Genomic DNA, 16449 nt, shown 5'->3' with positions numbered 1-16449 from the left:
GGTTTACTTGCCCCTTACGGTCAGAGCGAAGGGAGCAACTGATCTGAAGACTGGCTATTGAGTTGGCACTTTGCACATAAGTAAACGAAGTACGACTTTCTTATGATGGCCACTTTAGCTGAAGTCTGCGCTCAGAGGCGTATATCCCCAGTTTGCCCGACCGACAGCGGCCCTCCACGAACAACCTCGACATAGACTCCCATATCCATGTGCCCCATCAACTTCCGAAGAAGGTAGGGTATCTTTAGGTCCCGCTCGGCTGTCTTTGGGTTCACTTCAGTTGCCGCGCATCTTTTGGTACGCGAGAGTATCTTCAGCTCAACATCGCCAAATCTTAAAATTGAACCAACTGCATCCAGCTCAGAAAATGAAGGCAAACCGTCGATCTGAATATTCGCTCGGAACCGCGCTGGGTCGATTTCTGCGTTCAGTCGTTCACCCAGCTTTTCGACAGAGGCCAGATTCAAAACAGAGATCGCGTTCATCATTTTCGGGGATACAACGGAGACATCTGTAAACCGGTGAGGAGCAGAAGAGACGAATTCTGGCGGTTCGGGATCCTTTAAGCCGACCTCTGAGGAAAGGAAACTTGCCGCAGCCATTCGATCTGCGGGGACTCTCATATCAAAGCGTTGTGTCTTTCCGCTCGCACTAATCTCAAGATTTTGGGTCTCAGAATCAAAACTGGTCTGAATGCCTGCCAGTGCCGCCTCGTTCAACAGAACGACAAATCGATCTTTTGGCAGTGGCTTAGGGTTCTGCATGTCGAAACCAGAGTTGTAGCGGGCGAACCCGAACAGACGATCACCGGGGATGCCTTCACCCGCTCGCAAAGTCACGGTTCGCATAGGTTCGGAACTCAAACCTTTTATAGGGTAGCGGTTTATTCGGACGATAGAGAGCTGGTTCATACGTTTGCACCTGACCAAACGAGTAACGCGCGATCCAGTGTGGTTTGCGCTTTTTGACGCTATCTCCAATTCGTAAAAGTATCGACAAAATATTCTGAGGGTGGCCACAGAAACGGGTTCATGAAACCGGTTAGTCGCGAGATGAGTCCTGTTTTGAACAACACCTTTTTCAATCGATACTTCTATTCGATACCTCGAATGTGAAGATATATCACTTATGAACGCCCGATCTATTTTGTTTTAAATCAATGGCTAAGGAAAAATTTCCCGGCTTTCGCTAGGCTTTTGAGGTACGAACCTCAAAAAAATCTGGACTTGAGGTGCGTACCTCAAATAGCCTTGGAGGTATGCCGCGATTCGCACATCCTCGGTTGACGGCGCAAAAAAGGGAGGAATGGATGACTTACTCAAAACTGGCCTCGGCCAGCGCAATAGTCCTTGCCGCTACTACTCTTTCTACCAAGGCAAATGCTGAAGATCTGACACTTTGTTGGGCTGCATGGGACCCGGCCAATGCGCTTGTCGAGCTATCGAAGGAATTCGAAGCTGAGTCTGGCCACACGATGAACTTTGAATTTGTTCCTTGGCCAAACTTTGCAGACAGAATGCTGAATGAGCTGAACTCTGGGGGTAAGCTCTGCGATCTGTTGATTGGTGACAGCCAATGGATCGGCGGTGGCGCAGAAAACGGTCACTATGTTCAACTGAACGAATTCTTTGATGCTGAAGGCATCAGCATGGACGATTTTGCGCCGGCCACAGTCTACGCTTATTCGACCTGGCCTAAGGGCACACCAAATTACTACGCGCTGCCTGCGATGGGTGATGCGAATGGCTGGTTCTATCGCAAGGACTGGTTCGAAGACCCCGATATTCAAGCCGCATACAAAGAAGCGACTGGAGAGGATCTACGCGAACCTCAGTCTCAGAAAGAGCTATTGCAGATCGCACAGTTCTTCCAAGGTCGTGAGATCGACGGCAAGACGGTTTACGGGGCAGCAATCTTTACCGAGCGCGGCTCGGAAGGGATCACCATGGGTGTGACCGGAGCGCTCTATCCATGGGGCTTCAAGTACGAAAACACCCCGGGCTCCTATGACATGGAAGGTGCAGTAAACTCACCAGAAGCGGTTGAGGCTCTGGAATTCTACAAAGAGTTCTACAAAACGGCGACGCCCCCGGGATACACCAACTCTTACATGGGTGAGAGCTTGGACGCCTTTAAGTCCGGTCAGGTCGCCATGGCTATGAACTGGTTCGCGTTCTTCCCGGGTCTTTATGCCGATCCCAATACTGGCGGTGACAAGATCGACTTCTTTGTGAACCCACCGCAAAATCAGGCAGGCTCAACACTGGGCGGACAAGGTATTTCTGTTGTCAGCTATTCTGACAAACAGGACGCCGCACTTGAGTACATTAAGTGGTTCGCACAGCCAGAAGTTCAGGCCAAATGGTGGGAGCTAGGCGGCTACTCAGCACATAACTCAGTGCTGGAAGACCCCGGTTTTGTGGATAGCCAACCCTTTGCCGGTGACTTCCTTGAAGCAATGGCTGGGGTACAGGATTTCTGGCAGGAGCCTGCTTATGCGGAACTGCTGCTGGCAATGCAAAAACGTATCCACGACTACGTTGTTGCCGACCAAGGCACGGCTCAAGAAGCGCTTGATCTTCTAATCGAAGATTGGACGGAAGTCTTCGAAGACGAAGGCAAGCTGTAACCCGGACTTAGGCAGGAGCGGGCGTGAACCCGCTCCACCTTTACCCGAGTGTCCGAAACCAACAAGAACTGGCAAAGAGATGTCTGACAGGACCGTAGATCGCGTTGCGCAGGCAACGCCCGAGCGAGTTGCGCGAAAAATCCGGGGCTTATCCGACCGCGCGATCGCTTGGATATTCATCTCCCCAACGATATTTCTATTGCTGGCAATCAACATCTTTCCGTTGATCTGGACCATCCAACTGAGCTTTACCAACTACAAGGCCAACCGGATCGGACGTGAAGTCAAAGATGTCGGGTTCCGGAACTACGAGCGTATCCTGACAGACTCGGACACCTGGCTGAATATGCAGGCGACAGCGCACTTCCTGTTCTGGACGATTTTCTTTCAGGTGTTAATCGGGTTCACACTGGCGTGGTTGATTAACAAGAAATTCAAGGGCAACGATCTTTGGACGACGATCATCGTACTGCCGATGATGTTGTCGCCAGCGGTGGTCGGGAACTTCTGGAAGTTCCTGTATCAGCCCCAGATCGGCCTGTTTAACTACATCGTGTCGTGGTTCACCGGCAAGGACCCATCGAGCTTTGAAATGCTGGGATCAGTGACGTTGGCCCCATGGGCGATCGTGATTGTCGACACTTGGATGTGGACTCCATTCGTGATGCTGATCTGTCTGGCAGGTCTGCGCAGTATTCCCGATTACATCTATGAGGCGGCTGAGATCGACAGGGCCAGCAAGCTGCGGCAGTTCTTCACGATCACCATCCCGATGGTGCTACCGTTCCTGATGCTGGCCGTGCTGTTTAGAGGGATCGAGAACTTCAAGATGTTCGACCTGGTGGTTCAGCTAACCGGCGGTGGGCCGGGATCTGTTACGGAACTCACTTCGATCAATCTCAAGCGGGAGGCGTTTGAGAAGTGGCGCACGGGCTATGCCTCGGCCTATGCGATCATCCTTTTCGTCACCGTGTTCGGCCTAGCGTCGATCTACGTCAAAGCCCTGAACAAGGTGAAACAGAGATGAGCAGTTTTTCCGTCACCGAACCTTCGAACCGGTCCAAGTGGATCGCTGGCTGCCTGGTCATCACTTATGCGCTGATCACAATGATCCCGCTGGCATGGATTTTGCTGACTGGCTTCAAATCCCCAGCCGATGCGATCAGTTATCCGCCCAAAGTGGTTTTTGACCCAACGCTTGAAGGCTACGTCAACCTCTTCACCACACGCACGCGGCAAACGCAGGAGTTTCTGGAAGCCAACCCGCCGCAGAACTGGGCCGATGAGATCGTACGCCAATACGACATGGTGATCGTCGGACCGTCGAAGTTCGGTGAGCGCTTTATGAACTCGGTTATCATCGGATTTGGCTCGACGTTCTTGAGTATTTTCCTTGGCACGTTGGCTGCCTATGCGTTCAGCAGGTTTAAGGTCCCACTTAAGGACGACCTTCTGTTCTTCATTCTAAGTACAAGGATGATGCCTCCGGTCGCTGTCGCCATCCCTATCTTCTTGATGTTCAGAAATCTTGGGTTAAGCGACACGCATCTTGGCATGATCCTGCTGTATACGGGCGTGAATATTTCTTTGGCGGTTTGGTTGCTGAAAGGGTTCATCGACGAAATCCCAAGAGAGTACGAAGAAGCCGCTCTCATCGATGGTTACACTCGGTTCCAGGCATTCTATAAAGTGGTGCTGCCCCAAGCCGCCACAGGTATCGCGTCAACTGCGATCTTCTGTCTGATCTTTGCTTGGAACGAATACGCGTTTGCCGTGCTGCTGACATCTGCGAATGCGCAGACCGCGCCACCCTTCATTCCAACCATCATCGGGATCGGCGGCCTGGATTGGCCCGCAGTCGCGGCTGGCGCCACGATCTTCCTGATCCCGGTCATGATTTTCACCATCCTTATGCGCAAGCATTTGCTGCGCGGGATCACATTCGGAGCCGTGCGCAAATGAGCGACTTTCTTACCGGACTGATGCGGTTCCGCCGCGGCCCATGGGAGATGGTAGCAACCATCCTAATCGCACTGGGTGTCTTCATGCTGATGCAGCCCTTTGTCCTTTGGGCCTTCACCTATTCCTTCATCGTAACGCTGATCGGAACCGTCATGTTCATCATTGTCAGCCATTTTCCGGAGTAGAAATGGCCCAGATCGTAGTCAATAACGTCAAGAAGATGTTCGGCGATTTCACGGCTGTCCGCGAAAGCTCGTTCACGATTGAGGACGGCGAGTTTTTCATGCTGCTAGGGCCATCGGGTTGCGGCAAGACGACCACGCTAAGGATGATCGCGGGCCTCGAGCTTCCCACATCAGGTGAGATCTACCTGGACGGAGAAGAAATCAGCCAAAGGCCCCCATCCGAGCGGGACATTGCCTTCGTATTCCAGATGTTCGCGCTGTATCCCCACATGAACGTTCGCAAGAACATCAGCTACCCGTTGATATCACAGGGTATGCCGCGCGCGGCCGTCAAAGCCAAGGTAGACGAAGTCGCCGGAATTCTGGGAATTACGGACATTCTGGACAGCCCCGTTGGTGGACTTTCAGGCGGAGACAGGCAGCGCGTTGCGCTTGGCCGTGCGATTGTTCGTGAACCCAAGGCATTCATGATGGACGAACCACTTGGCGCTTTGGACGCCGAGTTTCGTGAGCATATGGCCGAAGAACTGCGCGCGCTTCACGATCGCATGGGCGCAACCACCGTATATGTCACGCACGATCAGCTCGAAGCCATGCAGATGGGCGACAAGATCGTTGTCATGAACAACGCTGTGATCGAGCAATTCGGCACGCCTCAGGAAATCTACGACAAACCGGCAACAATGTTTGTGGCAGATTTCATCGGTTCCCCGTCGATGAACTTCCTGCCGTTTCAGGGCAAAGTTGAGCCGGGCTCGGAACTGGTACGGCTGAACGGCCACGATGAGGCCGTTCCCAAACTGATGGAAGGGGCCGATGGTGATCTGGTCTTTGGTGTCCGGCCCGAGCATGTGTTTCTTTCTGACGAAAGTAATTATCGAGCCAAGGTTCTGGCAGCGGAATACCTAGGGACGACCCAGATCGTGACCCTTCAAAGCCCGAATGGCGAATTGAAGGCCCGGATCGACGCGCGTGAGACGGTCAGTCCCGGTGAAACGGTGGGGCTGGAGTTTCGGTCCCCGACAATCACACTTTTCGAGCAGTCCACAGGCCGGGCGTTGAGGTCCGTTCTAAACGATAAGGTGCTGGGCAATGGCTGAAGTCGTTTTAGAAAACATCTCGAAGTCATTCGGCAACCTTAAGGCAGTCGACAGTATCTCGATGACGATTCCAAACGGTGCCTTTGTCGTGTTGTTGGGACCGACTGGCGCGGGAAAAACAACGACGCTGAGACTGATTTCAGGGTTAGAGAAATTGGACACGGGGTCGGTGCGCATTGCGGGCCGGGACGTTGGACTTGAAACGCCTGCTCAGCGTGATGTGGCGATGGTTTTCCAGCAGTACTCGCTCTATCCGCATATGACTGTGCGTGAGAATCTCTCTTTTCCGCTGCGATCTCCGATCCTCAGGACACCGGAAGATGAGATCATAAGGAAGGTGGATGAAGTCGCCGAAATCCTCCAGATCCCGCACAAATTGGACAATAAAGCCACCGAATTGTCCGGTGGGGAGATGCAGCGGGTGTCGATCGGGCGAGCGCTGGTGCGCGACCCACAGATTTTTCTCATGGACGAACCGCTCAGCTCTTTGGACGCCAAGCTTCGGGCGGATTTGCGGGTGGAGCTTAAGCGAATTCAGGCAGACCTGGGATCAACCCTACTGTACGTGACCCATGATCAGGTCGAAGCTATGACAATGGCGACGCATATCGGCGTTTTGGAAAACGGCAAATTGGTTCAGTACGGCACGCCGCGCGACATCTACGAAAACCCCGGCAGTGTTTATGTCGCCAGCCGATTGGGATTACCGCGGATAAACATCCTGCCATCCGAGTTGTTCGGAGGGGATCACAAAGGTCCGCAGATTGGTCTTCGCCCGGAAAACATCGTTGAAGGCGAAGGCAGTGAAGCACGTGTGATACGTGCCGAACACCTAGGAGATCAAACACGGCTGCACCTGGACCTAAACGGCCACCCGGTTGTGACCTTGATTGATGTTCATCAGGACTATCCCTCTGGAAAAGTGATAAAAATCCGCCCTCAAAACCCATTGTATTTTGACGCGTCCGGCGCGCGAGTGAATTAAGGAGCAAAAGCATGGCCCAGTTCCTCAACACAAAAGAAACCTTGGTTACAGAAGCCATAGACGGCCTTCTGGCGTCATCCGGAGGACAGCTCACCCGGTTGGACGGATACCCGCACATCAAGGTTGTTTTCAGGTCGGATTGGGACAAGTCAAAGGTCGCCTTGGTGTCCGGCGGAGGGTCTGGTCACGAACCCGCACATGCAGGTTTTGTCGGTGCCGGTATGCTGACAGCAGCGGTGTGCGGCGAAGTGTTTGCGTCCCCGTCTGTTGAGGCGGTTCTGGCCGGCATCCTTGCGGTTACGGGCGAAGCTGGATGCTTGCTCATCGTTAAGAATTACACCGGCGATCGGTTGAACTTTGGGCTGGCGGCTGAACGCGCCCGTGCACTTGGCCGCAAGGTAGAGATGGTTGTCGTCGATGATGACATCGCTCTGCCCGACCTTCCACAACCACGCGGCGTGGCAGGAACTCTGTTTGTACACAAAATCGCCGGGGCGCTTGCTGAAAGTGGTGCTGACCTGGACACCGTTACCAACGCAGCAAGACGAACCATCGCGAAGGTAGTCAGCATCGGTATGAGCCTGGACACCTGCACCGTACCGGGTTCTCCGAAAGAAGAAAGAATTGCTCCGGGCAAAGCGGAACTCGGCTTGGGCATCCACGGCGAGCCTGGTGTGCAGCAGGTGGAATTCTCGAGTGCTGTATCGGCAATGGCCACAGTAGTGGAAAAGCTGCGGCAACGGATAGAGTCTGGGGAGTGTGTGGCATTGGTCAATAACCTTGGCTCCACAACTCCGCTAGAAATGGCAGTCCTCACGCACGCCTTGTTCGAAACCGGTATCGCCCGCCATATCATTGGCCCGGCACCGATGATGACATCGCTCGACATGCACGGGTTTTCTGTTTCCATTTTGCCCGTAGATCAGAATGATTTGTCGGCTCTTGAGGCTCCTGTTGATCTCGCAGCTTGGCCCGGCGTCAATTCCATCGATGCGATAAAGGTCGCGCCGTTACCTGATGGCCTGACTCCGATCGATCCAATTCCCTCGAACAATCCCGCGACAAGGGAAACGATTTCTCGTTTGTCTGAACTGCTCATCAACGCTGAGAAGAATCTGAACGAGTTGGACGCCAAATCTGGCGACGGGGACACAGGCAGCACATTGGCGACTGCTGCAAAAGCGTTGCAAGGCAGCCTTGATCGAATGCCGTTGGCTGACTTGACGCAATTGTTTCCGGCGTTGGGCAATGAATTGAGCCAGACAATGGGTGGTTCGTCCGGTGTAATACTCGCAATCTTCTTCAACGCAGCTGGTGATGCCTGCGCGAGCGGAGCATCTGTTCCGAAGTCGTTGGTAGAAGGTCTGAACCGCGTTAGCCAAGTTGGAGGAGCCAAGGTCGGTGACAGGACAATGATTGACGCCCTTGCGCCTGCGCTTGCTGCACTGCCATCAGGGCTGTCGCATGCCGCGAATGCTGCCCGCGAAGGTGCTAACAACACAGCCAAAATTCGCCGTGCGAAGGCCGGCCGCGCAGCTTATGTTCCCGAAGAAAACCTAGTTGGACATAACGATCCCGGCGCTGAAGCTGTTGCCTTGTTGTTTGAAGGCTTAGCGCGGGAGATTGAGGGCTGAAAAACACGTGGAAGACCAAAAGCAAAAATTAGAATTGGTGAAAAAGCCAACCGTCAATGACATCGCGCGCGTAGCGGGTGTCAGCCTGGCGACTGTTGACCGAGTTTTGAACAGGCGCCCCGGCGTGCGGGCCGTGACCGTGCAGAAAGTACAAAAGGCGATCGATGAGCTTGGGTATGTGCGTGACACCGCCGCTGCCAACCTCGCGCGAAACCGTGTCTACAATTTTCTCTTTGTTCTACCGGACACGGACAACGAGTTTGTGGAGGCAATCAGCAATCAGATTGCAGAACAGTCGCGTGATCAGTTTATCGAGCGGACCCGCATTGCAATCAAAAAAGTAGCTCCTTTTGAGCCTCAAGACATCGTCAACATTTTGGATACTGTTGAAAGCTTGGACTTCGACGGCGTGGCCGTTTTCGGGCCGGAAACGCCCTCTGTCCGCGACGCTGTTAAAAGGGTCAGGGACAAGGGCATTCCGGTAGTTGCCTTGGTGTCTGACTTGCCGAGTTCTGACAGAGATCACTTTGTAGGAATCGACAATGTTTCAGCAGGACGGACAGCTGCTCAGTTGATGGGTCGTTTCGTGCATAACGAGGGCAAGGTATTAGTTCTAACAGGCTCTCGATTGGCACGAGATCACCTGGAGCGGCGCCAAGGGTTTGATCTTGTTGTGGCTGAGGAATTTCCTCATCTCGAAGTCGTTGCGTCTGTCGAGGGCCGGGATGACCCGGATCTGATTTACAAGATGATGCCCGAAATCTTTGAAACTTACCCGGATCTGGTCGGAATATACTCGTCAGCAGCGGGCAATGCAGGTCTGATTCAATTTCTTTCTGAGAACAAGCTCAGCAAAGATCTGGTGATCATCGCTCATGAGCTAACTCCGATCAGTCGCGAAGCGCTTAGGCTAGGTACATTTGACGCTCTCATCTCGCAAGATACCGGGCACATCGTCCGTTCAGCCGTCCGCCTGCTGCGTGCGACTTCGGACAAAGTGCCGTTCAACAAGGCGCAGGAACGTATCCGTATCGACATCTATCTGAAGGAAAATTTGCCGCCATAGAGGCATAGGTTTTGGGGAGGAAAATTAATGAAGACGATCAAAGGTCCGGCTTTATTTCTTGCACAATTTGCAGGGGACGAGGCGCCGTTCAATTCGTGGGACGCGATCACCAAATGGGCGGCTGACTGTGGCTACAAAGGTGTTCAGGTTCCCAGTTGGGATGGCCGGTTGTTCGACCTGGAACAGGCTGCATCTAGCACCGGCTATTGCGATGATTTCAAAGGCCAAGCAAGGGAAAATGGTGTCGAAGTCACTGAACTTTCAACGCACCTTCAGGGCCAGCTTGTAGCCGTTCACCCGGCCTATGACAGTGCGTTTGATGGTTTTGCAGCCGAAAGCGTTAGAGGAAACCCAGAAGCCCGGCAAGAATGGGCAGTGGATCAGGTCAAAAAGGCACTATCCGCTTCGAAAAATCTGGGTATTTCAGCACATGCGACATTCTCGGGCGCCTTGGCTTGGCCCTATGTCTACCCTTGGCCACAGCGCCCTGCTGGCTTGATTGAAACGGCATTTGATGAACTCGCTCGCCGTTGGGTCCCAATCCTGAACCATGCTGACGAATGCGGCGTCGATGTCTGCTACGAAATTCACCCCGGAGAGGATCTCCACGACGGGGTGACGTACGAGATGTTTCTCGAACGGACAGGCAATCACCCCCGGGCTTGCATGCTTTACGACCCTTCGCACTACGTCCTGCAATGCCTCGACTACTTGGACAACATCGACATCTACAAAGATCGCATACGGATGTTCCACGTTAAAGACGCCGAGTTTAATCCGACCGGCCGACAGGGTGTTTATTCAGGATATCAAAGCTGGGTTGATCGTGCTGGGCGGTTCCGGTCTCTTGGTGATGGCCAAGTGGATTTCGGGGCGGTCTTCTCAAAAATGGCCGCGAATGACTTTGATGGTTGGGCGGTTGTCGAATGGGAGTGCTGCCTGAAACACCCTGAGGATGGAGCGCGCGAGGGCGCTCAGTTTGTGTCCGATCACATTATCCGCGTAACCGAGAAGGCCTTTGATGATTTCGCTGACGGTGGTGCGGACGAAGAGGCAAATCGTAAAATGCTGGGGATTGATTGATGGTTACAGGACGCAGTGAAGAAACCTCGGGGCGCATTCGCCTCGGCATGGTTGGCGGCGGGAACGATGCGTTCATAGGCGGCGTTCATCGCATTGCAGCGCGATTGGACGATAAGTTTGAGTTGGTCGCCGGAGCTCTGTCTTCGACGCCCGAAAAATCCATTGAAAGCGGGCAGGCTTTGGAGCTCGAACGGGTTTATGAAGACTTCAAGCAAATGGCGATAAGAGAAGCCCGGCTGAAGTCTGGGATCGAGGCGGTCTCAATCGTCACGCCAAATCACGTCCATTATGCAGCCGCGCGCGAGTTCCTGAAACGCGGTATTCACGTAATTTGTGATAAGCCACTCACCTCGACCCTTGCCGACGCAAAAAAGCTGGTCAAAGCAGCGGAAAGCGCGAATGCACTATTCATTCTGACCCACAACTACACGGGCTATCCAATGGTTCGGCAGGCGCGTGAAATGGTTGCCAATGGCGATATTGGCAAGATCCGCGTGGTTCAGGTTGAATACCCACAGGATTGGCTGACCGAGCAGCAGGATTTTAAACAGGCTGAATGGCGAACCGACCCTGAACGTTCTGGCGCAGGTGGATCAACCGGCGACATCGGGACTCATGCTTACAACCTCGCTTGCTTTGTAACCGGGCTGAAGGCGGAAAGCTTGGCGGCGGACCTGCAGGCCTTTGTGCCGGGGCGCAAAGTCGATGACAACGCGCACGTGTTGCTTCGCTTCGAAGGCGGGGCGCGAGGTATGCTGTGGTCCTCTCAGGTTGCTCCCGGCAATGAAAACGCGCTCCGTTTACGCGTCTATGGCGAAAAAGGTGGGCTGGAATGGTCTCAGGAAGATCCGAACTACCTGTGGTTTACGCCCTATAACGAGCCAAAACGTCTGATCACCCGAAATGGTGCTGGGGCTGGTGATGCTGCCAATCGGCTAAGTCGCGTTCCTCCGGGTCATCCAGAGGGGTATCTGGAAGGGTTCGCGAATATCTATGGAGAAGCAGCTGAAGCCATCCAAGCGTTTCGAAATGGGACTTCACCTGACGCTTCGGTTGTCTATCCAACGGTTTTTGATGGGCTAAACGGCGTTAAGTTTGTGGCTGCATGCGTGCAAAGTTCTTCAAGGAACACGGCTTGGGTCAAGTTAGAATAAGACCTTGCTTTGAGCTCACTTCTTGGATGGCGGTGCGCATATCTGCCAATGCCCGGGCCGAGTACAATACACCGACAAACGATCCAGAACACAAAGATTGCGCCCGTCGCCGAACAGCGTTTTTGCGAAGCGAAATCTGGTCGATTGGTCAGCTCACCTGTGGGATAGACGCGCAATAACTTCAAAATGCTTGATTGCGGCCGTTTTTTCTAAGGACGTATCAAGGTTATCGCCGTGTCCTGTCGCCCCCTCAAACCAGCGCTGGCACTTCCTGAAAACTGCCCCTTTTGCATCCTTTCGTTTGCGAGGATCTCCCAAGGAATGCCCTTCATGTAGATATCTTAAGCTGCGCTATTTGAGGTTGCGGCGGCCTAACTCAAAATTGTTTCGGGCAACACCCGAACAACAGTTTTCCAGAAACCAACTATTGCCTCTGGCAAGCCAAAGTCATGGCGGTGGAAAACGCCGCAGATCATGTCTATTCTTTGGATGTTAAAACGTTGCGCGTGCTCGTGAAGGATATGGCCCGGCAGCGCCAAGTGCAAAGCTGTCAAACAACGAGAGATCCGGAAAACATGGCGCTTGAGGACCCCTTCACAGACCTCAAAATAGAAACGCAACGAGCTGGGTTTTATAAAGGGTATAGCCTGCCCATTGCTCTTGTGAGCAAGATTGCGGTTTCGTTGCTGGTTCTTTGGGCGCTGGTGTGGCCATTGTCAGCAAACGATACATTACGGTCTTGGAAGTCCGGCTTGTTGGCCGAATTCAATACCTTCTACAACCTTTCGGTTGGCTTGTTTGTCTTCTTCCTCATTCTAGTCGCGCTCATTCCTGCAACCGGGCGTATGCGGCTCGGTACGGAAGGTGAGATGCCCGAATTTTCGAACTTCTCTTGGTTTTCGATGATGTTTGGGGCGGGTCTGGGTGTGGGCCTAATGGTCTATGCAACCGCTGAACCGCTTGGCCTTTGGGAAACCAACCCATTGACCGTTTCCGGGGAAGTCGCACCCAAGAGCGAAGACGCGATTGAAGGAGCCTACCGCTATACTTTTTTGCACACCGGATTTCACGCCTGGGCAATATACGTCGTCACCGGCCTGAGCCTTGCCTATTACGCTTTTACCAGAGGCATGCCGCTGACAATCCGCACCGCACTGACCCCATTGCTCGGTGAATACTCAAACGGTGTAGCGGGCCATGTAATCGATATACTCGGCGTCGTAGCGACAATACTCGGCGTTGCGGTAACAATCGGTTACGGCGTTTCTCAACTGGTGGACGGTGCGTTTCTAATTACCGGCGCGAATTGGCTTGTGGAGAAAGAAGCAACCACAATGATCCCATCGACCGCAGGCCTTATTACGGCGTTGATCGTTGTCATGATGATGTCGACACTTTCTGCTGTCTCTGGTGTGGGGCGTGGGGTCAAATACCTGTCAAATATCAATCTTCTTTTTTCACTGGCTTTGCTGGCAGTTTTCATTGTTTATGGCTCATTCGCGTTTGCGGCGACAACCTATGCTACGGCGATGGTTGACTATATCAAAAACTTTATACCCCTGAGTTTCCAAGCATTCCGACCGATTTCCGAAGTCGAGTTTGCATCCGTATTGCCTGCAGAGGCGGCTCCCTTTATTGGCGAGCTCTTCGCGGGTGCAACTGATCCTTGGGGAACAAAAGCAACCTTTCTTGAGGGTTTGAGCGACGACACAGCCGGTCTTTCTGATGCGACCAAGACAGCAGCTTATGACGCGGGCACACGAGGTAGATTATTCGGATGGCAAGCCGGGTGGACTACGTTTTATTGGGCATGGTGGATCGCGTTTTCGCCCTTTGTCGGCCTTTTCCTAGCGCGTATCTCCAGAGGACGAACCGTACGCGAATTCATACTTGGAGCGGTCATTGCCCCATCCCTCGTTTGTTTCGCCTGGATGGCCATTCTGGGCGGGGCCGCCATTGATTTGGAACTGAATGGGGATGCCAATGGATCGATCCTCGCCGCGTCAACGACGGCAACACTGTTCGTCACCTTGGGGGAAATGATATCGGGCAACTTTCTCGCGGTAGTGAGTGTCATGTGTGTGCTGTTAACCATGACATTCTTGGTTACTTCCGCCGACTCTGGCATCCTCGTGATGAACACGATCATGTCCGGTGGGTCTGAAGATACTGGCTTGCTTCATCGCGTCATTTGGGGCGTTCTGCTGACCCTAGTCATCGGAACTCTGCTTATCGCGGGCGGTGGCGGATTAGAGGCTTTGACAAATTCGATGATCATCGGGGCACTGCCGTTCAGCGTCGTTTTGCTGCTGATGTGCGTCTCACTAGCCAAGGCAATGACAAACGACTTGCGCCGATTGAACCACGAGGCCTGACCGGGCTCGTATTGCCCGCGCTTGGTCCCTGATGATTCCAGGTTCTGTCACCCGCGGAACGATTGGATCCTAAAATGTTCCGGAAACACCGACTGCAGAACAAACTGGCAGATCTTCAAAGCCTCTTCGGGTTTGAAGGTATCCGAATGCAAATGGAAGTCTGTCCAGAGCCCTTCCAGCAAGGCAATCAACGCATCTGCTGCGAGTTTGGCGTCCACGCCCTCGTATTTACCGTCGCTCTTTATTTTCTCAAGCAACTTCAGAATAACCGCTCGGAAACTTTTGTCTCGAGAGTCGATGAAGGGAAATATGTCTGGGTTCGAGAGCGCTTCGGCCCTAAACGAAAACCATATCGCAACGTCCCTCGCATTCAGAACCAAAGGATCAAAATCCGCTTTAACAATAGAAATCAGCTTTTCAGCAGGGCTTAACTCTGGATCGTCTGAGATTGCCCTCCACTGCCCTGCATAGCGGGCTGAAAGCTCTTCAGCCACTGCAAGCAGCAGCATTTCCTTAGAGCCAAAGTGCAGGTTCACCATCCCTCGCGACAAGCCCGACAACTCTTGGATTCTCGCCGTGGTCGTTCCGCGAATTCCGAATTTATGGATAGCTTCTGCAGCCGCCTGGATCAGCTGATTTCGGTTCTGCAACCTGCTGAGCTCCCGGGCATTGGCTGGAGTATCGGACTCGAGAGTAATTTTGCTTGTCCTTCGCTGGGGCGCTCTTTCTTGATCTTCTCGCATTTAACAGAGCGGAAGTTCAAGGATTGACATTGAATGAATGTTTGTTCATTTTGTGATAAATGTTTCACTCAGGTGCCCTATGACCCTCTCGAACTCTGACTTTCAATCCATACGCAATTGGGACAACGAGTACTTCCTGCACCCGTGGGAAGGCATGGAATATCTGGGCAAAAATGAACGGACCTTTGCCGAAAGTGGATTTGGCGTTCACGTAGTGACAGAGGACGGAAAGCGCCTGATAGACGGGCCTGCCGGAATGTGGTGCGTACAATTGGGATATGGAAACACCGAGATCGCCGATGCAATGGCCCAACAGGCAAAGGAAATGGCGTATTTTTCGCCATTCAATAATGCCAACTCGGCTCCGGCCCGGTTGGCGCATGAGATTGCCCAGAGAACCCCGGGCGACCTGAACCATGTGTTTTTCACGACCGGTGGGTCGACAGCGGTGGATAGCGCACTGCGCTTCGTCCAATTCCGAAACAACCTGCTGGGGAAACCTGAAAAGAAGATCGTGATCTCTCGGCAGAAGGCCTATCACGGATCGACATACCTAGCCGCCTCTGTATCTGGAAAAGAACGTGACAAGGGGTGGTTGGATCAAGCAAGCCAGCTGACGCGTTTCCTGCCGAATGTGAACCCGTATATGCGTCGCTCCGACCAGACGGTGGATGATTTCCTGAACGAAAAAATAGCGGATCTGGAAAACATGATCCTACAGACCGGAGCAGACAAGGTCGCTGCCTTCATCGCAGAACCGATCTTGTGCTCTGGAGGCGTCATTGTGCCTCCGCGTGGGTATCATCAGCGCTGCTTAGAAATCTGCCGAAAATACGATGTCCTGTATATTTCAGACGAGGTCGTGACCGGGTTCGGTCGGCTGGGCCACTGGTTTGCATCCGAAGATGTCTTTGGAATTCAACCCGATATCATCACTTGCGCTAAGGGAATGACGTCTGGGTATGTCCCAATGGGGGCCTGCATTATCTCAGATCGACTGATTGCAGATGTGTCCGGAGACAACGTGCAGGAGGCCACTTTTTCAAACGGCTTCACCTATTCGGGCCATCCAGTGAGCGCAGCGGCAGGTTTGAAGACCATCGAAATCATGGAGCGCGACGGCGTTCTGGGACATGTCCGCGCAATCACGCCACTGTTCGAAGAGCGGCTTCACGCTCTGGCCGACTTGCCGCTGGTCGGCGATGCCCGTGGTATGGGGCTGGTTGGTTGCGTCGAGTGTGTTGCCGACGCCAATGCTGAAAACCTGTTGGATCTGGATAAGTCAGTAGGTGCATTGATTGACCAATATTGTCAGGAGAATGGGCTGATCCTAAGGCCAATCATCAACATGTGTGTGTTCTCCCCTCCGCTGATCATCACTGAGGGCGAGTTGAACGAGATGTTTGACATCCTTGAAAAAGGAATCCGGCTGGCAACTGACGACCTAACGCGCCAAGGCGCGTTCAAGACTTAGGTGCATCCACGAAACGGCTTCGCAATGATACCCGTTGCGAAGCCTGCCCAGCGCTCAGC

At 53.2% G+C, this 16449-nt stretch carries 14 protein-coding genes; 12 read left to right on the top strand and 2 right to left on the bottom strand.

All coding sequences use genetic code 11. From position 1 onward, the window contains the following. Positions 1-131: 131 nt before the first annotated feature. On the bottom strand, positions 132-911 hold the full coding sequence (locus tag ACR0EO_RS07080; RefSeq protein WP_480688375.1) for an MOSC domain-containing protein: 780 nt from the start codon (positions 909-911) through the stop codon (positions 132-134). Between the two features lie 398 nt (positions 912-1309). Between ACR0EO_RS07080 and ACR0EO_RS07075 the strand changes: the two genes are divergently transcribed. The 11 genes from ACR0EO_RS07075 to ACR0EO_RS07025 all read left to right on the top strand — a co-directional run bounded on the left by ACR0EO_RS07075 (position 1310) and on the right by ACR0EO_RS07025 (position 14173). Beyond that, positions 1310-2629, top strand: coding sequence for an ABC transporter substrate-binding protein (locus tag ACR0EO_RS07075; protein WP_480688373.1), 1320 nt, complete (start codon positions 1310-1312; stop codon positions 2627-2629). Between the two features lie 79 nt (positions 2630-2708). After that, a complete protein-coding gene (locus ACR0EO_RS07070; RefSeq protein ID WP_170690866.1) occupies positions 2709-3656 on the top strand; it encodes a carbohydrate ABC transporter permease in 948 nt (315 codons plus the stop codon). Continuing rightward, positions 3653-4591, top strand: coding sequence for a carbohydrate ABC transporter permease (locus ACR0EO_RS07065; RefSeq protein WP_480688371.1), 939 nt, complete (start codon positions 3653-3655; stop codon positions 4589-4591). The genes ACR0EO_RS07070 and ACR0EO_RS07065 overlap by 4 nt, the downstream gene beginning before the upstream one ends. Beyond that, positions 4588-4776, top strand: coding sequence for a hypothetical protein (locus ACR0EO_RS07060; protein WP_480688369.1), 189 nt, complete (start codon positions 4588-4590; stop codon positions 4774-4776). Before ACR0EO_RS07065 ends, ACR0EO_RS07060 begins: the two co-directional genes overlap by 4 nt. Positions 4777-4778: 2 nt before the next feature. After that, a complete protein-coding gene (locus tag ACR0EO_RS07055; protein ID WP_480688367.1) occupies positions 4779-5876 on the top strand; it encodes an ABC transporter ATP-binding protein in 1098 nt (365 codons plus the stop codon). Further along, positions 5869-6861: an ABC transporter ATP-binding protein gene (locus tag ACR0EO_RS07050; RefSeq protein WP_480688365.1), complete on the top strand. Its 993-nt coding sequence runs from the start codon at positions 5869-5871 to the stop codon at positions 6859-6861. Before ACR0EO_RS07055 ends, ACR0EO_RS07050 begins: the two co-directional genes overlap by 8 nt. Before the next feature lie 11 nt (positions 6862-6872). Next, positions 6873-8495, top strand: coding sequence for a dihydroxyacetone kinase subunit DhaK (locus ACR0EO_RS07045; RefSeq protein WP_480688363.1), 1623 nt, complete (start codon positions 6873-6875; stop codon positions 8493-8495). 37 nt (positions 8496-8532) lie between these two features. Beyond that, a complete protein-coding gene (locus ACR0EO_RS07040) occupies positions 8533-9561 on the top strand; it encodes a LacI family DNA-binding transcriptional regulator (RefSeq protein WP_480688361.1) in 1029 nt (342 codons plus the stop codon). A gap of 27 nt (positions 9562-9588) precedes the next feature. Continuing rightward, the gene (locus tag ACR0EO_RS07035; RefSeq protein ID WP_480688359.1) at positions 9589-10644 is read left to right on the top strand and encodes a sugar phosphate isomerase/epimerase family protein; all 1056 of its coding nucleotides are present in this window, start codon (positions 9589-9591) and stop codon (positions 10642-10644) included. Further along, positions 10644-11798 carry a Gfo/Idh/MocA family protein gene (locus ACR0EO_RS07030; RefSeq protein WP_480688356.1) on the top strand — a complete coding sequence of 385 codons (1155 nt, stop codon included), beginning with the start codon at positions 10644-10646 and terminating at the stop codon, positions 11796-11798. Before ACR0EO_RS07035 ends, ACR0EO_RS07030 begins: the two co-directional genes overlap by 1 nt. A gap of 575 nt (positions 11799-12373) precedes the next feature. After that, positions 12374-14173, top strand: coding sequence for a BCCT family transporter (locus ACR0EO_RS07025; RefSeq protein WP_480689730.1), 1800 nt, complete (start codon positions 12374-12376; stop codon positions 14171-14173). A gap of 47 nt (positions 14174-14220) precedes the next feature. Here ACR0EO_RS07025 and ACR0EO_RS07020 read toward each other — a convergent pair whose 3' ends face one another. After that, positions 14221-14823 (bottom strand): TetR/AcrR family transcriptional regulator, encoded by a 603-nt coding sequence (locus ACR0EO_RS07020; protein WP_480688354.1) that lies wholly within the window; start codon positions 14821-14823, stop codon positions 14221-14223. Between the two features lie 172 nt (positions 14824-14995). On the opposite strand from ACR0EO_RS07020, the gene ACR0EO_RS07015 reads away from it, so the two are divergent. Continuing rightward, the gene (locus ACR0EO_RS07015; protein WP_480688352.1) at positions 14996-16390 is read left to right on the top strand and encodes an aminotransferase; all 1395 of its coding nucleotides are present in this window, start codon (positions 14996-14998) and stop codon (positions 16388-16390) included. Positions 16391-16449: the final 59 nt, after the last annotated feature.

It is taken from the genome of Ruegeria sp. BE9 (assembly GCF_056538765.1).
The sequence above is the reverse complement of the archived record's forward strand: the minus strand, read 5'-3'. Positions and strand labels throughout refer to the sequence as shown.